Source organism: Microbulbifer hainanensis, from assembly GCF_014904735.1.
GTDB lineage: Bacteria > Pseudomonadota > Gammaproteobacteria > Pseudomonadales > Cellvibrionaceae > Microbulbifer > Microbulbifer hainanensis.
In genome coordinates this window covers 1-17,090 of the sequence record NZ_JACZCR010000040.1, presented here as the reverse complement: position 1 = coordinate 17,090, position 17,090 = coordinate 1, and the positions used below count along the sequence as shown (strand labels likewise).

Genomic DNA, 17,090 nt, shown 5'->3' with positions numbered 1-17,090 from the left:
CCCTGACGAATTAGCCAGCGCTCCATCTGTAGAGTGACCCTTTGAGATATTCCGGATGTGACTGTCTCGACCTCCTGGCCGCCACCATGTCCATCCAAGTACAAGAATGCGGAAGATCAATCCGATGACAGAGATCCTGCTCAACTCTCTGGTACCGATTTTCGCCGTCATGGCACTCGGCTACTTTGCCGGCCGGATCCGTGATATCGACAACCATCACGTCTCAGAACTGAACGCACTGGTGATGGACTTTGCGCTTCCCGCCTCATTATTCGTGGCAACTGCTTCCACGCCCCGGGCGCTGCTATTGGCACAGTGGCCGCTGCTATTGGTCTTTTTCATCTCCATGCTTGTGCTTTACGTGCTGTCTTTTTGGATGCAGCGCCGCTTGTTCCGGCTCGGCGCGAGCGAGGCAGGGGTACAGGCTCTCACAATCGCCGCACCCAACTATGCGGCTGCAGGCCTACCCCTGATAGCCGCCGTGTTCGGATCGACCGATACCATTTATGTCGCCCTGGCAATCGCCACCGGTTCGATTGTGCTGTCACCGCTGACACTGGCTATCCTTGAGGCCAACAAGGTTGCCGAGGGTGGAAAGATGAGTCCCCGTGCAACTCTGCAGTGCATCGGCCGTTCATTAAGCAAACCTATCGTGTTTGCTCCGCTCGCCGGAATGACATTCTCCCTGCTCGGAATCCCCCTGGCGGAGCCGGTCAAAGACTCTTTTCAATTGATCGGCCAGGCGGCTGGCGGCGTCGCACTCTTCTTGACTGGGCTCATACTGTCGGCGCAGACGATTGAATTGAGTGCTAATGTACTGAGCGGCACGGTGCTGAAGAACGTGGTCCATCCCCTGCTGGTTTTCGGGTTGATCCTGGCCCTTCCGATAGAACACAACGTTGCTCGCGCCGCAATTCTGCTGTGTGCTCTACCCTCCGGCTTTTTCGGTACCTTGTTCGGCTTGCGCTATGGACTTGAGTCCCATGTGGCGGGGTCAACTCTGATTGTCAGTTCACTGGCCAGTATCGTGACGTTGCCGATTGTGCTCGCCCTTACGAAGGGGTAAGGCATAGTGATGCCTGATCTTAGAGCGATCACCTTCTCCGGTGATCCGGTCGGTTCTTACGGGGGGTTCTATCCAGCCCCCCCTTAGCACCACTAAATGAAAAAGCCCGGCATGTAGCCTGAATGATCGTCGGAGTGAAATCCCGAAAGGGGTGGACTCAAAACGCGCTAGGGCGTGTTTTCCCCCTGCAGGCTCGGCTTTGCCTCGGTCTCAACTCGCCTTCGCGAGTTGATCGAACCCTCGGCACTTGCTCTCAATACAATCCAAATACACAACCCCTGTATACCAATATCTGGCAAGCTGCCTGGTGAGCTGGGGGGAGTTTCACAGAGGTAAGCTTTCTCACCACTATCAAAGAATAGAACTATGCCCAACGCTATCTACGTCTGGCCCCCGGCCTGTCAAACTCTGCGCGAACCGGCGCCGTGTCGTAGATGATTGTGATTGCGGAGATCTTGCTACCGTCCTCGGTCAATTCGAAGATATCGACGCCCTCAATGGTCGCGGGCTGGCCATCTGCGACTGTACGAGTATAGGCCACATGAACTGCCGCCTGCCGCGGATTCGAGGTCCCCACGAAGATCGTCTTGAGCGCCATCTTCCGATCACTGGTTACTCGCATTACGTAGGCGTAGAAGTCCGCCGCCGGCTGTTTTCCCGAAATTGGCGATGTGGCCGTCGCGTCGTCTGAAAAGTTCGCCAGCAGGGACTCCAGATCGCCACTTTCCAAGGCAGCCAGATATCTCCGACAGAGCGCCTCGATTTCCCCCCATTCTCTGCTCACCCTTCTGCCTTCCTCTCTGCTAGTTTTCATCACCCAACGTCCGGTTTAGAGGCTGCTGGGTCGTAGCGTAAATCATCGTTCGGTCGCGCGTCAGGGAACTGCCTCCGCTTGCACGGCCGTCACAGCCTCACACCACTAGTTATTGGATGATAAAGGAGACTCCGAAACAGCGCTTATTCCCCTCGAATTCGCCCAGCCATTTACAAACGTTCAACGTTGCCTTTCCCTGACTCGATTTTTCCACGTACTCATGCACATAGGAGGGCTCTCCTGTTTCAAACACCTTTCGATCATCTGCCTGTAGAGCATCGGCGTTTTTCGCCCAAGGCAACTCGCGGTCGGTCTTGCCTACAATATCCTCTCCGGCAAGTTGGGTTATGGTTTGATTACCCCATAAGTATTTGCCCGCTTCATCTTTCACCCAAAATAGAAACGGCATGTCATTAAATATCTCGAGGTCCTTGATTTCCATGAAAACTGCCTCTCTCCGCAATAAGACGTGATGTGCACCCGGCCTGCATCAGTTCCAAAGAATGTGAATTGATTAACTCATTGGCGAGGTTAAGCCGCAACGACCAAACTCAGCGGCATCAACCGTGTGAAGAGCCAACGTAGAAGCCATCTCAACTCTACCCCAACCGCTGCAATGCTTTGCTAGTTTCCTCGCTGGCGCGTATTGCCGGAGCGTTCAAGCAAGCGTTCCGCGCTGTCGTTCCATACATCCATTCTTGTGATCTTTTCGCCCCTGATGGTGAACCGGTCTACGTACCGATCGCCTTCAAATGATTCTCCATCGAGCCATGTACCAAAGAGTGTTCCTATGCTGTATACGACAGTTTCATCGTCTTCGAAGGCAACGTCATAGCGCTCTATAGATTTTGAGACTTTGCGATAGCGTCGCGAATTGACCGCCTTAATGTCCTCTGGTTTGCGGAGCTTTTGCCCGCCGACGAATGTCACTTCGATATCCGGTGACATCAGCTCGTCAGTGACCGCTCGATCACCCTCCATTGATGCGAGCATAAATCGCTCGACCATCGCGATTGCCTTTTCCTTTCGCGCGTCGTTCACTGCGGTGCCCCTCACTATCTATGACGTCGATGAGTTAGAACAACGACGGTCGAATTCGAACATGACGTTATCTACAGACCAGGTTTATTCCCGCGGGCGAATCACCAGCGACGGCAACCCATGCTTACCCGCGACCGCTGCGGCGCCTAGTTTTGTGGCGGACAGCTATCAACAGAACTTTAATAATTAAGATAGCTGCTTCGCGTAGCCTTTGTCCTTTCTCTGAATTGGTATTTTGATGTCGAGGAGGAATCACTCATGTCTACAGACGAGAGTGCGGCCATATTAGCTGCGCACAGGGCCTGGCTCGACTCATTGAACGCTATGCTCCAGGGCGACCCAGCGCCTTTCGCCGAGATCTATTCCCACTCCGATGATGCGTCATATATGTCCGCCGAGGGTGGTCTACGCATTGGGTGGGACGCGACGTGGAGAGACTGGCAGGCTCAGGCGCGTTTGGCTCAGGGCGGTCATATCGAGGAAGTAGAACGCCATATTATCCTCCACGGAGACATGGCGGTTGTGCAATTCGTAGAGAAGGGTGTCGTCAACAATGCCCAGGGTATTGGCGTTGAGCTAGAAGGCAGGGAAACTTCGGTATTTCGGCGCGAAGATGGCCAGTGGAAGATAGTCGCCCATCACGCGGACGCCCTTCCCAATTGGATTGAAGTCGCCGGTACCGCTCGTAACGCCTGACTGAGCAGCCAGCTCCTTGCCACCGGACGTCCCCGAGAGGCTTTAATTGTGTCGCGAGGAATGTATAAAGATGGATAACGGCGACATTTTGATTGCATCGATATGCTTTTTGACGCCCGAAGGTGGCATGGTTTCAGTGACCAACTGCCACCGGTCGCATAAGAAAATCGTACCCAAACACGCCTCGCAAGTGCCCCGTGAACTGGGTTCGATACAATCAGAGGCCGGTATCCCTCTCACTTTGTCCCTCCGAGTGAATTCTCCTTTGGGCTCTTTTGAACGAGGTGAAACAGGAAAAGCCTAGCGATGGCTCTGATCCGAACACCCCGGGGCGACTTTGCAGCAATTGGCATTGAGAAGGACAAGCCATTCAAGCCCGATCCACGAATTAAGCAGCCCTAAACGAAAAAGCCCGGCATATAGCCGGGCTTTTTCATTTAGTGGCGGTGAGGGAGGGATTCGAACCCTCGATGCCTTGCGACATACACACTTTCCAGGCGTGCTCCTTCGACCACTCGGACACCTCACCGCAAATTGTGAGCTAAATCAGGAACATAGCTCCCGTTCAGCGAGCGCGCACTTTACATAAACAGCGGCGCCGATGCAACCCTTAGTGAGCGTCCCAATCGCTGAAATAATCATCCGGGGACAGGTTCGGCGCTTCCCGCGGGCCTTTCTGGCGGGTGCCGCAGTAGATGAAGCCGTCGATTCGCTCGTTTTCCGCCAGGCCGAGCCCCTCGGCAACCACGGGGCTGTAGGCCAATGGCCCGGTGCGCCAGTAGGCACCTAGACCCTGGGCGTAGGCTGCGGTCAGCATGGCCTGCACGGCGCCGGCGGTGGACATATGCTGCTCCAGGTGCGGGACCTTGGGGTGCTCCTGCAGGCGGGTGATAGCGACGATGATCAGCGGGGCGCGCAGGGGCATTGCCAGTGTGCGCTCGCGCTGGGCGTCGGTCAGCGGCTCGGCGGCATCGCGCCCAGCGGCCCGCAGGAAAATCTCGCCGAGGCGGTTGCGGGCTTCACCCTCAATGACCAGAAACCGCCAGGGGCGCAGGCAGCCGTGATCCGCGGCGCGCAGGGCGGCGCGGAAGATGTCCTGCCGCTGCTGGGCGCTGGGGGCCGGATCAGTCAGCAGGCCGCAGGATACTCGGTTATGCAGGGCAGTCAGGGCGTCCATTGGGTTCTCCGGTCATTAAACGGGGGCGGATTTTACCGCACAGGGCCGGGCAGGCCCATGAGATCGGGGCCAATTGCGGTCACTGAGAGATATTTCGCATTCTTTTCTCTGGCGGAGTACACTTCACCGCCTGTAGTTACGTCAATCCGACTGGTCAAATAAGACGGGACGAACCCCACGGATTGACGCCAAGGCGACATGTTCACTTTCTGCACAAATGGAAAAAGAAAAACCAGATGCCGGACCAGCCTGAGGAAACTAGCGGGCGGAATATCGATCACCGTTATCCACTCTACTTCCGCACCCTGATCTGTTTTGCCGCGGCCGGTACGTTGGTCAATGCGGTCAACTGGTCTGCGCCGTGGGAATTGGACAAGATCATAGTGCTCGGCATGGCCTTCCTGCTGCTGGCCTATACCGTGGTGGCCTACCGGATCAGCCTCCATTTCACCGGCGATAGTGCCTTTCAGGCCAGGCGCGCCCTCTCCTTCTGCGATGCAACCCTGATCGGCATGGCCATTGCACTGGCCAATTTCAGCCTGCTGCCTTCACTGCTGTTCATCACCATGGTGCAGTTCAATGCGCTGACCGAGGGCGGCGGCCGCCGCTGGTTCGAACACAATACCGGGTTGCTTATGGGGGTCGGCGCCGGCTACCTGATCCACGAACCGGCGCTGGTGGTGAATTCGGACCTGACCATCAGCGCTGCGAGCCTGATCGGGGTCTTTACTTATTTCTGTGCCTACGCCTTCTATACCCACAAGCAGATCTCATCGCTCAAGCGCGCCAACCAGGAGCTCACCAAAGAGCAACACACCAGTAAGATGCGCACTTACAAACTGTCCAAGTACCTGCCGCAGCGGCTGTGGCGGGCGGTGACCAGCGGCACCGAGGGCGAGCTGGTCACCGAGCGCAAACTGCTCACGGTATTCTTCTCCGATATCAAGGACTTCAGCCAGCTCACCGAAGAGCTGGAGGCCGAAACCTTCACCCAGCTGCTGAACAGCTACCTGTCCGAAATGTCGCGAATCGCCGGTCAGTACGGCGGGACCATCGACAAGTTCATCGGCGATGCGGTGATGGTGGTATTCGGCGATGACCAGAGCAAGGGCCCCAAGTCCGACGCCCTGCGCTGCGTGGCCATGGCGCTGGCAATGCGCAAGCGTGTGCGCGAGATGAAGCAGGAGTGGTACAACAAGGGAATCGCGCGGCCGCTGCAGGTACGCATGGGAATCAATACCGGCTACTGCACTGTCGGCATCTTCGGCACCGCCAACCACCAGTCCTATACAGTTATGGGCACTCATGTAAATCTGGCGGCCCGTCTCGAGGGCGCTGCACAGCCGGGCGAGATCCTGATCAGTCACGAGTCCTGGGCACTGATCAAACACTCGGTCATGTGTCGCGACAAGGGACACGTTACCGTAAAAGGTTTCAGTACACCGGTGAAGGTCTACCAGGTCACCGACCTGCGCAAGAACCTCGGCGGACAACAGAGCTACCTGGAAGACCATGCGCCGGGTTTCTCGATGCATCTGGATCTCGACAAGATCCGCAATTACGACAAAGACAAGGTGCTGCAGTCATTGCAGAAGGCCGCTGCAACTCTGAAGAGCAAGGTCATTATGTGATGCCTTGAGGGAGGGCACACCCGCCCTCCCCGCTTTACCCTCCTTTCAATTCAATTCCAGAAACCCGACTGCCCGATCCTCCATCCACGAATAGAACGGATTCCAGCGCAGCCGCAGCTGAGACGATGCACTGATCCTCAGGGCGCCGCGCTCGCCGCGCCAGGCCAGGTTGCCGAGATGAATTCCCGGACCCGGGCCCGCAGGAAAGCCGCCATAGACCGAATCGTCCGACGCAAATGGCAGTGCCACATGAGACAGCGAATAGACCTCCTTCGGCCAGCTCAGCCCCAGCGGTGTGCGGGTCGCAGACTGCTGGTCCGGCGGCCAGTGGGCGGCCATCACGGCGAGCGACTGGCGGTCACTATTGGTCACTAGCGTCAAGCCGTAATGCCGGGGCGACGCTCTGCGCACGGCATCGAGCATGGGGTCGGGGTTCCAGTTGAGCAGGGGCTCCACACCGGCCTGGCGATTAAAATCGAACAGCACCAATTCGTGTCCCCCGGCCGGCAGCCGGTTGAACAGCTCCGTGATCACTGCCGGCGCCTCGACCGTCGCATCAATCACCGAAGAGAACGACAGGATCGGCGGCATCTGGCCCAGCTTGCCCGCTTCCGCCAGCTCGCGCAGGCGGCGCTGGTTTTCCAGGGTAATACGGTGCGCCAGTGCAGCGGCATTGACGGCAAAGGAGCCGTATTTAAACGGCTCGTATTCGAGGTGTACGGCATTCCACTCGAGCTTGCGCAATCCCAGCAGGTGCCCCAGGCGAGCCTGCCAGACGGCGAGTCCCGCCGCTGGCGAGATAGCGATTTGCGGCGACAGCAACACCAGATGCCGCACGTGGGGCAGCGACGGATTACCGATACTTTGCAGTGTGTAGTGCAGGGCCAGGGCCGCACCGTTGGAGTAACCGACAATATCAATCGGCTGTCCGCCCCCGAGCTTATTCAAGTGTTTCGCCGCCAGCTTCACTGCCGCCGCCATATCCTGCCAGGTCACAGTCGTCAGCCCCGATGGTGCCGTGCCGTGGCCAGGGATACGCAGCCCCAATACCGTGGCGCCTGAGCGGTGCAGCCGCAGGGCCAGGTGTCGCAAACTGTAAGGCGCATCCGTCAGCCCGTGCAGCAGCAAAACCACACGGCGCGGGTGCTCCGCTTCCAGTAAAAAACTGCGGTTCCAGTTGGTGGGCCAGCGAGCGGGGTCGGCAAGGCTGCCGCGGCGGTAGCGATTGACGGTGTCGGGAGTGGCCGGTGCTGTTTTTTTGTAAACTTTTTCATCGAGCTGGGCAAACAGCCGATCTTCCAGCGCCAGGTATTCCTTGAAGGTAGAGACAGGGGAATCTTCGGTGAACTCGGCGTCCAGAATTGCCGTGTGCCAGACCTGCAGGTCTGGCAGCCGCGCGATATAGATGGCGAGCCCGATCGACAGGATCAATAAAAAGGCGAGAACGCAGAGGCCGGCAAAGCCGGCTAGTCGTCGAAACCACATGGTGCGGCGAAACTGCCGGGACGGGCCGGCAACGCGCAAACGCTAGACGCGCACCGGCCGCGCGCCCGAGGCCATGATAAGACCGATAAAGATAAGTTTGACCCCGAATATAATGCCGAGCATCCAGTTTCCGGAATACGGGAACTGCGTCCACACCATCACGCCCAAAATGATTGAGATGATGCCACCCAGTGTCAGCCACATTTTCCCGGTTTCGGGAGCCGCGCGAATTCCGGCAATCAGCTCAGCTGCGCCGTCCACGATAAAATAGATGGCCAATAATATTGTAATGGTACCGGACAGCAGCACTGGATTACTGAGCAGTATCACCGCCGCCACGATCGTCAGCAGCCCCAGCGCAATACCCAGAATACCCTTAGTGAAACTGCCGGAGCGAAACGCCCAGATCAGGCGGAAAATGCCTCCGAACAACACCAGTACACCCAGCACCATGGCGAGCGAAAGCCCGGTGAACCCCGGCGCCAGCAATGCCAGTGCGCCCAGGATCATGGTCAGAATACCGAGCGCGGTCATTGCCTTGCCGCCATAACCCATATCGCGCATATGCACCTCCCGCTTGCGCAGAATCCGGAACCGTTATTACCAGTAAAGACTATAGTCGGGGCATTAAGACGGGAGGCAAAAAGGCGAGAGGCGGCGCCGCGGGTAAGCGGCGCCGGAGGCAACGGTTACTGACGGGCAAACCTGGGCGGCAACGGCACACCCTGCGTCGTGCTGCGCAGTGGATTGATATCCAGCCCGCCGCGGCGCGTATAGCGCGCGCAGACGGTCAATTCTTCGAATTCGGCCAGCTGTTGCAGGTCACAGAAGATCCGCTCGACGCAGTGCTCGTGAAAATCCTGGTGTTCGCGGAATGAAACGATATAGGCGAGCAGCCCTTCCCGATCCAGTGCCGGGCCCCGGTAATCGAAGCAGACTGTCGCCCAGTCCGGCTGACCGGTAACCGGGCAGTTACTGCGCAGCAGATGGCTGTATAGCCTTTCACTGACCTGGCCGCGATCGCCGTCCAGCTTCAGCAAGGCCGCATCCGGCTGGTAATGACGAGTCTCGATATCCAGCCCGTCCAGACAGAATCCGTCTGGCTTGGCTATACCCAGCTGCGGGTCTTCCACGCCGAACAGCTCTACTGCCACCGCAGCGCCGGCGGCAGCGGATAGATCCCGCACGAGAATATTTCGCACCACCTGCCAGGAATCAAACGGTGTCTGGTTGAAAGAGTTCAAATACAGTTTGAACGATTTGGATTCCACCATATGCGGACTGGTGGCGGGAAAAGTGAAGCGGGCCACGGCCACCTGCGGCAACCCTTTCGGGTTCAGCCACGACAGCTCGAATCCCCACCACTCATCCTCGCCAAAGAACGGCAGTTCGCCACCCGCCAGCCCCAGGTGAGCCCGCGAAACGGCGCGCTCGATCGGGAACAGCAGCTGCGGATTGTAGCTGGACTCGTAGCGGGTCTCTTTGCCGAGCAGCAGGTTCTGCCAGTCTTCTCTTTCATTGCTCATGAGCGCAGACCCCATCAGTGCCGCAGGCGTTTGCCGTTGCTCATCAGGTGCAGGCCCCAGGCAGACAGCAGTGCGATAAACACCAGCACACCGACAAAGGCCCACACCACATTGATATCGGACACACCCAGCACGCCGTAGCGGAAGGCGTTGACCATATACAGGATAGGGTTGAGCTTTGATAATCCCTGCCAGAAAGGTGACAGCAGCTGAATCGAATAGAAGACGCCACCCAGATAGGTCAGTGGTGTCAGCACGAATGTGGGAATGATCGAGATATCGTCAAAGCTGTTGGCGAAGATGGCATTGATAAAGCCCGCCAGGGAAAACAGCACCGACGTCAGGAACACGATCGCAATGGTGATCCCCACATGCTGCACGCTCAGGTGCGTAAAGAAGAGCGCGATCAGTGTCACCACCAGGCCCACGATCAGGCCGCGCGATACACCGCCGAGCACGTAGCCGGCCATGATCACCCAGTTGGGGGTCGGCGATACCAGCAGTTCCTCGACACTGCGTTGGAACTTCGCGCTGTAGAAAGACGACACCACGTTGGAGTAGGAGTTAGTGATTACCGACATCATGATCAGGCCGGGCACGACAAACTCCATATAGCTGAAGCCACCCATATCGCCGATACGGCTGCCGATCAACGCGCCGAAAATGACAAAGTACAGCGACATGGTAATCACCGGCGGTACCAGCGTCTGCGGCCAGATACGGGTAAAGCGGCGTACTTCACGGCGCAGGATGGTGCTGAAAGAAGTCCAGATTGCACTGCTGTTCATCGGGCTTCCTCCTGTTTTTCATCGGCCAGCAGGGACACAAACAGTTCCTCCAGCCGGTTGGCGCGGTTGCGCATACTCACTACGGAAATCCCCTGCGCACCCAGACCGGTGAACAGTTCATTGAGGGATTGCCCCTTCTCTACCGTTACCTCGAGACTGTGCTCGTCCACCAGGCGCCCGTTAAAGCTGCCGAAGTCCGGCGCCCCCTGCAGGGACTCAGCCGTATCCAGGATGAATGTCTCGCGGCTCAGGGTCTTGAGCAGCGACTTGATCGAAGTGTTCTCGACGATATCGCCCTTATCGATGATGGCGATATTGCGGCACAGGCTCTCCGCCTCTTCCAGGTAATGCGTGGTGAGGATGATAGTGGTGCCCTGCGCGTTGATCTCCTGCAGGAAGGTCCACATAGAGCGGCGCAGCTCGATGTCCACGCCGGCGGTGGGCTCGTCGAGAATCAGTAGCCGGGGCTCATGGATCAGGGCCCGGGCAATCATCAGGCGGCGCTTCATGCCGCCGGACAGCATGCGCGCCTGGACATTGCGCTTGTCCCACAGGCCGAGCTGCTTGAGGTATTTCTCGGTTCGCTCCTCTGCCAGCGCCCGCGGCATTCCGTAGAAACCGCCCTGGGTGGCGACGATATCGAACACCTTTTCAAACTGGCTGAAGTTGAATTCCTGCGGCACTACGCCCAGTAGCTGCTTCGCCTTGGGAAAATTCTTGTCGATGTCGACACCGAAGATGGAAACGCTGCCACCGGTTTTGCGCACCAGTGAACAGATGATACCGATAGTGGTGGATTTACCGGCACCGTTGGGGCCCAGCAAAGCAAAGAAATCCCCGGGCTGCACTTCGAAACTGATGCCCTTCAGAGCCTGGAAGCCGTTGTCGTAGATTTTCTGCAGATTTTGAATGGAGAGCGCTGCGGTCATTACTGTCTCCTAGAATTGAAGGCGCTATTCAACGCGCTTGGGCAGTATATTTCAACCGGTCAAAGGGAAAGGCGCTACGCAGCGGCAGAAATAGTTGGAGAAAAAAAAAGCCGCTCTAAGAGCGGCCTTATAAACTGGAGCGGGAAACCGGGTTCGAACCGGCGACCTCAACCTTGGCAAGGTTGCGCTCTACCAACTGAGCTATTCCCGCTTTTTCTGTCATCTGCAGCCGCGCTTTGCGCAGGCTGCCGAATATGGCATCCCCAAGGGGAGTCGAACCCCTGTTACCGCCGTGAAAGGGCGGTGTCCTAGGCCTCTAGACGATGGGGACAGAAAACTTGCACTTGGCCCCGAAGAACCAATGCTGCCACACTGCCGGTGGCTTCGCTACCAGAAATTCTAGTAGCAACTCCCTGTAGTGCGATCTAGGCGTCACTCTACAAAGAATGAAAACTGGAGCGGGAAACCGGGTTCGAACCGGCGACCTCAACCTTGGCAAGGTTGCGCTCTACCAACTGAGCTATTCCCGCGTGGCGTCCCCTAGGGGAGTCGAACCCCTGTTACCGCCGTGAAAGGGCGGTGTCCTAGGCCTCTAGACGAAGGGGACCCGGACGACTTCGTTCGCGTTGTTTGGCGTCTCAAAGATCCGCTCTGCGTCAGAAGTGGGGCGCATTCTATGTAGCACCCGGGGGGCTGTCAACACCCGAGTGCGAACTTTCTTTGTATTTTTTTCTTTTATAGTCAGGCACTTACCCAACTTGCCGGTTTGTGGCGATTGCGCCCTACTCCACCTCGTGGGCGCGGACCTCCAGCTCGGTCAGAAAACTGCGGATACGCTTGGCGTTCGCACCCAGATCGCTCTGCCCCACCCGGGAGCTGGAACGGATATCCACCCGTGAGCCACCTTTATCCTCGGTCACCCTGACCACGACATCATCGCTGAATCCCAACAGCAGCGTCCGGTCCACAGCCTCCAGATGTCCCTGCGCCGGGTTCTCGGCCACAACCCGCCAGCCGAGGTCATTGGCCACGTCGGCCGCGAGTTCCGTCGCCCGGGCTACGGGCAGCTCGAGCTGCAACGGCTGGATATCCGCATAGATATCCGCCAGGCGCTGCTGTTCCGCCACGGCCTCGCCACCGTACTTGGCACTGTTGTCGGTTTTCTTGCGCAGCGACAGGACCGCCTGATACTGGGGCGGATTCTGCAGGTCGGTACTGATATCGTGTATCGGCGGCACTTCGAAGTTGCTCCTGCCGACCGTCAACAGCGGTACCGCCACCGGCAGCAGGCCCAGGACCACCGCCCAGAGTGCCGCGCGGCGACTCTCGGGGTGGCGTTTCACCAGCCCCCAGATAAACACCAGGATACTCAGCAGCGCGACGCCCAGCGCGGCGAGCCCGGCATATTTGAATACGTGAAAGATGGGGCGGAAGTTGACCAGATCGAGGCGCAGAGCCAGCCCCGCGAAGAAGATGATGGCCAACAATAGCCATTGCACGCGCACCAGCCAGCGACTCCAGTGGGTATTCCGCATGGGTCTCTCCCTATTTTTCTTCCCGGTCGGGATCCAGTTTCACCGACAGCGAATTCACACAGTAGCGCAATCCTGTCTCTGTCGGGCCATCTGGAAAGACATGCCCCAGATGACTGTTACATTTGGCACAGAGGATCTCCGTGCGCTGCATACCGAGACTATTGTCGACTCGCTCTTCCACCTTGCCCTTCTGCACCTCACTGTCGAAACTCGGCCAGCCACAGCCGGCATCAAACTTGGATTCCGACTCGAACAGCACCTCACCACAACAGCGGCAGCGGTAGACGCCGTCCTCGAATGTATCCCAGTACTCTCCACTGAAAGGCCGCTCGGTGCCGGCTTCACGGCAAACGTGAAATTCTTCCGGCGAGAGCTTGTCGCGCCAGTAGTTATCGTCTTTTTCTTTTGACATACTCTGTCTTCCTTATTCCTTATCCGCCTGCAGGAGCGGCAGCTCCCGCGGCAAGTGCACCAGGGATTACCACTGCCATCATGAATGACATTCACAAGTCGGAAAAGCTGCACGGCGTCTGTTACGAAATCCGCGGACCGGTCATGGAACAGGCCAGCCGCATGGAGGAGGAAGGTCACCGTATTCTCAAGCTGAATATCGGCAACCCAGCCCCCTTCGGTTTCGACGCCCCGGACGAGATTATCCAGGATGTCATTCACAACCTTTCCCAGGCCCAGGGCTATGTGGAATCCAAGGGACTGTTCGCCGCGCGCAAGGCCATCATGCAGGAGTGCCAGACACTCGGAATCGACGGTGTCGATATCGATGATATCTACCTCGGCAACGGCGTATCCGAGCTGATCTCCATGGCGACCCAGGCGCTGCTGAACGATGGCGACGAACTCCTACTGCCGATGCCGAACTACCCACTGTGGATGGCCGCGACCAACCTGACCGGCGCCAAACCGGTACTCTATCGCTGCGACGAACAGGCGGACTGGCTGCCGGACATCGACGATATCAAGGCCAAGATTACGCCGCGCACCCGCGGAATTGTAGTCATCAACCCCAACAACCCGACCGGCGCCGTCTACCCGCGCGCGCTGCTGGAAGAGATCGTCGAGCTGGCCCGCGCCAACGACCTGGTCATTTTCGCGGACGAAATTTACAGCAAAATCCTCTACGACGATGCCGAGTTCACGCCGATGGCCAAGCTGGCCGAGGGCGTGCTATGCCTGAGCTTCAACGGCCTGTCAAAATCCTATCGACTGGCGGGCTTTCGCTCCGGCTGGATGATAGTGACCGGCGACAAGCATCGCGCGAAAGGCTTTATCGAGGGGATGGACATCCTGTCTTCCATGCGTTTGTGCGGCAATGTCCCCGCCATGTTCGCAGTACAGACGGCACTGGGTGGCTACCAGAGTATCAATGACCTGGTATTGCCCGGCGGACGCTTGCGCCAGCAGCGCGACCTCGCCTACCGCATGCTGAACGACATTCCCGGTGTCAGCTGTAGCAAACCGAGCGGTGCCATCTACCTGTTCCCGAAGCTGCACCTGGATCGCTACAAGATCCACAACGACGAACACCTTGTGCTCGACTTCCTGCGCCAGGAAAAAATCCTGCTGGTGCAGGGCAGCGCCTTTCACTGGGACGCCCCCGATCACCTGCGTATCGTCTTCCTGCCGCGTGCAGATGACCTCTCCCACGCAATCGATCGCCTGGGTTACTTCCTGGAACGCTACACCGCTTGAATGCAATAGAAGTAATGCTCGACGACCTGCATATTCACGACTTTTACCGCGATGCCGGCAGAATCCTGCTGGCGCTGTTCGGCCAGTTCCCCGCACCGTCGACCGTGTATGTCGAGGATATCGCCGGGCCCGACACACCGGACGAGTTCGGTCTGCACTCGCCGCGCCACCTCGCCTGCCTCGGCGCCATGACCTGGCTGAAACAGAGCGGTTATATCGGTTTCGGACAGCTGGTCCGCCAGGAAGCCGTGGAGGAAGCGGTATTGAGCCACAAGGGCTTCCTGTTACTGGTGAACAAGCTGGAGAGTGGCGAGAGCAACGCTGAACTGCTGAACAGCGCCGTGCGCGGTGGTTCGTCGCCGCAATTGCAGGAATTGATGGAGCGATTGATGCGGGAGTTCTCTGCTCTGTAAGCGCGCTTCGGGCACTTCACAATACGGGCGCGATCGCCGATCGCGCCCACAGGATCTCCAGTGAAATTATCGGCGAAACCTGACGTGCAGCATTTTCAGCGCCGCATCCGGATCCCGGTCGGGAAAATCCGGATTCTGCGGCAGCCGCTCCACCACTTCATAGCGGATATCCGACTCTTCGATCAGCGCACGGAAATGGGCCTCGCTATGGCGCGGGGAGTTCATCACCATCAGCAGTTCCGCTTCGTCCGCCAGGCAACCCGGTAACAGCTGCAGCAGCTTGCCGTAATTCTCACTGACATCGAAACGCCCTTTCTGGCGCGTGGGGGGATCCACCACGGCCAGCTGGAAGGGACCGCGCCGATCGAAGCGGTTGAAATCGCGCAGTGCATCCAGCTGCAGAAATTTGATGCCCTTTAAAGGCAGCTTGTTCGACAGGTGATTTTCGCGGCCGCGGTTCAATACGCCGCGGTTCACGTCAATATTGAGTACATCCAACTCGCCGGCCGCGCGCGCCACCACGGAAAATGCGCAAGTAAAGGCGAACAGGTTCAGCAGTTTCAGGTTTTCCGTTTCGCTGTGGCTGCGCACCTGCTCTTCGAGCCAGTGGCGGCCCGGCTCGATATCGAGGAAAAATCCCACATTCTGCCGCTCGAAGGTCAGCGGGAAGCGCAGTTCACCGCGGCGCGCCTCAGGTGCCGCCACCGGCGCACCACAGGGCCAGGTGATCGGCGCGCCCGGTTGATACCGGCGCTGCACCGCAATTCCCTGGTAACCCTGCGCTGCAGCCATTTCCCACAGCCGCTCGCAGAGTGCTTCCTCGCCTGCGTACTCCTCGAAAAAAGTCACCAGTATTGCGGGAAAAAAACTGTCCACGCATACCTGCTCCAGCCCCGGGTAGCAGCGCCCGCGGCCGTGAAACAGGCGCCGACTGTCCGGCTGCGCTTCACTAAATTTGCTTTCCACCTGTTCCAGCAGGGCAGTCCAGTCTGTCGCCATTTCTAGGATAAATCTCCGTTGCTGAGCGGATAGAGAATCGCGTCCCGGTAACCGGTGACCACGCGAATAAAACCGCTCCAGTGTTCGTCGAGCTCGGCATCACCGCTGTCCACCAGTAACGGACGGCCACCGAGTTCGGTAATCTTGGTCTTGGTGGCGACGACAATCAGGTTGTCGCGGCCGACCGACCGTAGTACCGCCGGCGAGAATTGCTGGTTGCCGCGTCCGATCAGGTGGCCCTGCCCACCGATGGCGGTCAGAATGATTTTCACCGGGCCGTCATGCGCGGCGATGGCGCGCTCGATTTCCGGCGCACTGACGTCCTCAGCGACCAGTTCCCCGTCCCTGACCAGATCCACCCCCAGCAATGTACCGTCGCAACCCAGCTCGCTCAGTACCGCGAGTGTGGTTGAGCCCGGCCCGACGATATAGAGAGTCTGCGGATCCAGGTCTTCGACAATATCCGCAGCGATGTCCGCGACCGCCAGCTCCTCCACTTCGCGGCCGGCATTTTTGACCGCCTGCAGGAAATGTCCTTCCTCCGGCACCAGCAGCTCGCCGTAGTAGCGGGTACTCACCCGCCCTTCGCGAAAGGATTTCTCGTCGATATCGCGCACTTCGTGCTCGTGCAGATCCACCAGCTGCCCGGTCAACAACCGGCGCAGCACCTCGCCGCCAGCCCGCGGCGAAATCGCAAAACAGGCGGAGTGCATTTTGACACCTGCGGGAATTCCCAGCACCGGGAAGTTGTCACCCAGCGCATTGACCATATTGCGCGCGGTGCCGTCGCCGCCGACAAAAATAATCAGGTCGGCGCCGGCGTCGCGAATGGTTTGCGCAGCGCGCTCGCTGTCCTCCGGTGTCGACGGATCTGTCGCCGCCGCGCCGACCACGCGTGTTGTGAATCCACCCTCTTCAGCAACCAGCTCCCCCATGTTGCCGGCAAAGCAGAGGATCTCCAGCTGCCCGGCAAAAGGTTGCAGCGCAGTCAATGCAGTGGCCGCGCGCTTGTGGGCCTGCGGCTCGGATCCCGCAGCAAGCGCCTGCGCCACGGTATCGGCACCGTCGCTGCCCTTGAGACCGGCGGGACCGCCGACGCCGGCCCACGGATTGATGATCAGGCCGAGCTTCTTGATATTCACTGCAACCCCAGAATCGCCAGTTGCCGTTGCAGCGCGGAGTCCAGTGCCGCACTGTCGACACTGTAGTGGGAAAATTCGAGTCGCTCCGGGTACTCCCGCCGCAACCGGTCAAAGGCCCGGGCCATTGGAACATCGCCTGCG

At 58.5% G+C, this 17,090-nt stretch carries 18 protein-coding genes and 5 tRNA genes; 5 read left to right on the top strand and 18 right to left on the bottom strand.

Annotated elements, in window-relative coordinates:
* The first annotated feature begins 124 nt into the window (after positions 1–124).
* Positions 125–1,066 (top strand): AEC family transporter, encoded by a 942-nt coding sequence (locus IG168_RS15405; RefSeq protein WP_193165308.1) that lies wholly within the window; start codon positions 125–127, stop codon positions 1,064–1,066.
* A 376-nt stretch (positions 1,067–1,442) separates the two neighbouring features.
* On the opposite strand, the gene IG168_RS15400 is transcribed toward IG168_RS15405, so the two are convergent.
* The 3 genes from IG168_RS15400 to IG168_RS15390 form a co-directional block, all read right to left on the bottom strand.
* Entirely contained in the window at positions 1,443–1,850 is a 408-nt protein-coding gene (locus IG168_RS15400) for a nuclear transport factor 2 family protein (RefSeq protein WP_193165307.1), read from the bottom strand.
* 139 nt (positions 1,851–1,989) lie between these two features.
* A complete protein-coding gene (locus IG168_RS15395; protein ID WP_193165306.1) occupies positions 1,990–2,322 on the bottom strand; it encodes a PAS domain-containing protein in 333 nt (110 codons plus the stop codon).
* Between the two features lie 182 nt (positions 2,323–2,504).
* On the bottom strand, positions 2,505–2,921 hold the full coding sequence (locus IG168_RS15390) for a nuclear transport factor 2 family protein (protein WP_319024729.1): 417 nt from the start codon (positions 2,919–2,921) through the stop codon (positions 2,505–2,507).
* Positions 2,922–3,179: 258 nt separating this feature from the next.
* On the opposite strand from IG168_RS15390, the gene IG168_RS15385 reads away from it, so the two are divergent.
* Positions 3,180–3,617 (top strand): YybH family protein, encoded by a 438-nt coding sequence (locus IG168_RS15385; protein ID WP_193165305.1) that lies wholly within the window; start codon positions 3,180–3,182, stop codon positions 3,615–3,617.
* A 441-nt stretch (positions 3,618–4,058) separates the two neighbouring features.
* On the opposite strand, the gene IG168_RS15380 is transcribed toward IG168_RS15385, so the two are convergent.
* A tRNA-Ser gene (locus IG168_RS15380) sits at positions 4,059–4,146 on the bottom strand.
* 81 nt (positions 4,147–4,227) lie between these two features.
* A complete protein-coding gene (locus IG168_RS15375) occupies positions 4,228–4,794 on the bottom strand; it encodes a nitroreductase family protein (protein WP_193165304.1) in 567 nt (188 codons plus the stop codon).
* A gap of 236 nt (positions 4,795–5,030) precedes the next feature.
* On the opposite strand from IG168_RS15375, the gene IG168_RS15370 reads away from it, so the two are divergent.
* Entirely contained in the window at positions 5,031–6,425 is a 1,395-nt protein-coding gene (locus IG168_RS15370) for an adenylate/guanylate cyclase domain-containing protein (RefSeq protein WP_193165303.1), read from the top strand.
* 45 nt (positions 6,426–6,470) lie between these two features.
* Here IG168_RS15370 and IG168_RS15365 read toward each other — a convergent pair whose 3' ends face one another.
* From IG168_RS15365 to msrB, 11 genes are all read right to left on the bottom strand, one after another.
* A complete protein-coding gene (locus IG168_RS15365; protein ID WP_193165302.1) occupies positions 6,471–7,910 on the bottom strand; it encodes an alpha/beta hydrolase in 1,440 nt (479 codons plus the stop codon).
* A 42-nt stretch (positions 7,911–7,952) separates the two neighbouring features.
* Positions 7,953–8,474 carry an HdeD family acid-resistance protein gene (locus IG168_RS15360; RefSeq protein ID WP_193165301.1) on the bottom strand — a complete coding sequence of 174 codons (522 nt, stop codon included), beginning with the start codon at positions 8,472–8,474 and terminating at the stop codon, positions 7,953–7,955.
* A gap of 125 nt (positions 8,475–8,599) precedes the next feature.
* Positions 8,600–9,436, bottom strand: coding sequence for an NADPH-dependent 7-cyano-7-deazaguanine reductase QueF (gene queF, locus IG168_RS15355; protein ID WP_193165300.1), 837 nt, complete (start codon positions 9,434–9,436; stop codon positions 8,600–8,602).
* Between the two features lie 14 nt (positions 9,437–9,450).
* Complete coding sequence (locus IG168_RS15350; protein ID WP_193165299.1) at positions 9,451–10,224, bottom strand: ABC transporter permease; 774 nt, start codon at positions 10,222–10,224, stop codon at positions 9,451–9,453.
* Positions 10,221–11,153: an ABC transporter ATP-binding protein gene (locus IG168_RS15345; protein WP_193165298.1), complete on the bottom strand. Its 933-nt coding sequence runs from the start codon at positions 11,151–11,153 to the stop codon at positions 10,221–10,223. The genes IG168_RS15350 and IG168_RS15345 overlap by 4 nt, the downstream gene beginning before the upstream one ends.
* 135 nt (positions 11,154–11,288) lie before the next feature.
* Positions 11,289–11,364, bottom strand: a tRNA-Gly gene (locus IG168_RS15340).
* 44 nt (positions 11,365–11,408) lie between these two features.
* Positions 11,409–11,484, bottom strand: a tRNA-Glu gene (locus IG168_RS15335).
* Positions 11,485–11,607: 123 nt separating this feature from the next.
* Positions 11,608–11,683 (bottom strand) — tRNA-Gly (locus IG168_RS15330).
* Between the two features lies 1 nt (position 11,684).
* Positions 11,685–11,760 (bottom strand) — tRNA-Glu (locus tag IG168_RS15325).
* A gap of 175 nt (positions 11,761–11,935) precedes the next feature.
* Positions 11,936–12,688 carry a DUF1499 domain-containing protein gene (locus tag IG168_RS15320; RefSeq protein ID WP_193165297.1) on the bottom strand — a complete coding sequence of 251 codons (753 nt, stop codon included), beginning with the start codon at positions 12,686–12,688 and terminating at the stop codon, positions 11,936–11,938.
* Positions 12,689–12,698: 10 nt separating this feature from the next.
* Positions 12,699–13,100 carry a peptide-methionine (R)-S-oxide reductase MsrB gene (msrB, locus tag IG168_RS15315; RefSeq protein WP_193165296.1) on the bottom strand — a complete coding sequence of 134 codons (402 nt, stop codon included), beginning with the start codon at positions 13,098–13,100 and terminating at the stop codon, positions 12,699–12,701.
* A gap of 80 nt (positions 13,101–13,180) precedes the next feature.
* On the opposite strand from msrB, the gene IG168_RS15310 reads away from it, so the two are divergent.
* Both IG168_RS15310 and IG168_RS15305 read left to right on the top strand, forming a co-directional pair.
* Complete coding sequence (locus tag IG168_RS15310) at positions 13,181–14,395, top strand: pyridoxal phosphate-dependent aminotransferase (protein ID WP_193165295.1); 1,215 nt, start codon at positions 13,181–13,183, stop codon at positions 14,393–14,395.
* Complete coding sequence (locus IG168_RS15305; protein WP_226877027.1) at positions 14,392–14,808, top strand: hypothetical protein; 417 nt, start codon at positions 14,392–14,394, stop codon at positions 14,806–14,808. The genes IG168_RS15310 and IG168_RS15305 overlap by 4 nt, the downstream gene beginning before the upstream one ends.
* Positions 14,809–14,874: 66 nt before the next feature.
* On the opposite strand, the gene IG168_RS15300 is transcribed toward IG168_RS15305, so the two are convergent.
* Complete coding sequence (locus tag IG168_RS15300; protein ID WP_193165294.1) at positions 14,875–15,807, bottom strand: class I SAM-dependent methyltransferase; 933 nt, start codon at positions 15,805–15,807, stop codon at positions 14,875–14,877.
* 2 nt (positions 15,808–15,809) lie between these two features.
* Positions 15,810–16,949 (bottom strand): ATP-NAD kinase family protein, encoded by a 1,140-nt coding sequence (locus tag IG168_RS15295; RefSeq protein WP_319024728.1) that lies wholly within the window; start codon positions 16,947–16,949, stop codon positions 15,810–15,812.
* Positions 16,950–17,090: the final 141 nt, after the last annotated feature.

What these genes read in the sequence shown, in the direction of transcription:
- IG168_RS15405 (WP_193165308.1), top strand. Translation starts at nt 125, where the DNA reads ATGACAGAGATCCTGCTCAACTCTCTGGTACCGATTTTCGCCGTCATG.
- IG168_RS15395 (WP_193165306.1), bottom strand. Translation starts at nt 2,322, where the DNA reads ATGGAAATCAAGGACCTCGAGATATTTAATGACATGCCGTTTCTATTT.
- IG168_RS15385 (WP_193165305.1), top strand. Translation starts at nt 3,180, where the DNA reads ATGTCTACAGACGAGAGTGCGGCCATATTAGCTGCGCACAGGGCCTGG.
- IG168_RS15375 (WP_193165304.1), bottom strand. Translation starts at nt 4,794, where the DNA reads ATGGACGCCCTGACTGCCCTGCATAACCGAGTATCCTGCGGCCTGCTG.
- IG168_RS15370 (WP_193165303.1), top strand. Translation starts at nt 5,031, where the DNA reads ATGCCGGACCAGCCTGAGGAAACTAGCGGGCGGAATATCGATCACCGT.
- IG168_RS15365 (WP_193165302.1), bottom strand. Translation starts at nt 7,910, where the DNA reads ATGTGGTTTCGACGACTAGCCGGCTTTGCCGGCCTCTGCGTTCTCGCC.
- IG168_RS15360 (WP_193165301.1), bottom strand. Translation starts at nt 8,474, where the DNA reads ATGCGCGATATGGGTTATGGCGGCAAGGCAATGACCGCGCTCGGTATT.
- queF (WP_193165300.1), bottom strand. Translation starts at nt 9,436, where the DNA reads ATGAGCAATGAAAGAGAAGACTGGCAGAACCTGCTGCTCGGCAAAGAG.
- IG168_RS15350 (WP_193165299.1), bottom strand. Translation starts at nt 10,224, where the DNA reads ATGAACAGCAGTGCAATCTGGACTTCTTTCAGCACCATCCTGCGCCGT.
- IG168_RS15345 (WP_193165298.1), bottom strand. Translation starts at nt 11,153, where the DNA reads ATGACCGCAGCGCTCTCCATTCAAAATCTGCAGAAAATCTACGACAAC.
- IG168_RS15320 (WP_193165297.1), bottom strand. Translation starts at nt 12,688, where the DNA reads ATGCGGAATACCCACTGGAGTCGCTGGCTGGTGCGCGTGCAATGGCTA.
- msrB (WP_193165296.1), bottom strand. Translation starts at nt 13,100, where the DNA reads ATGTCAAAAGAAAAAGACGATAACTACTGGCGCGACAAGCTCTCGCCG.
- IG168_RS15310 (WP_193165295.1), top strand. Translation starts at nt 13,181, where the DNA reads ATGAATGACATTCACAAGTCGGAAAAGCTGCACGGCGTCTGTTACGAA.
- IG168_RS15300 (WP_193165294.1), bottom strand. Translation starts at nt 15,807, where the DNA reads ATGGCGACAGACTGGACTGCCCTGCTGGAACAGGTGGAAAGCAAATTT.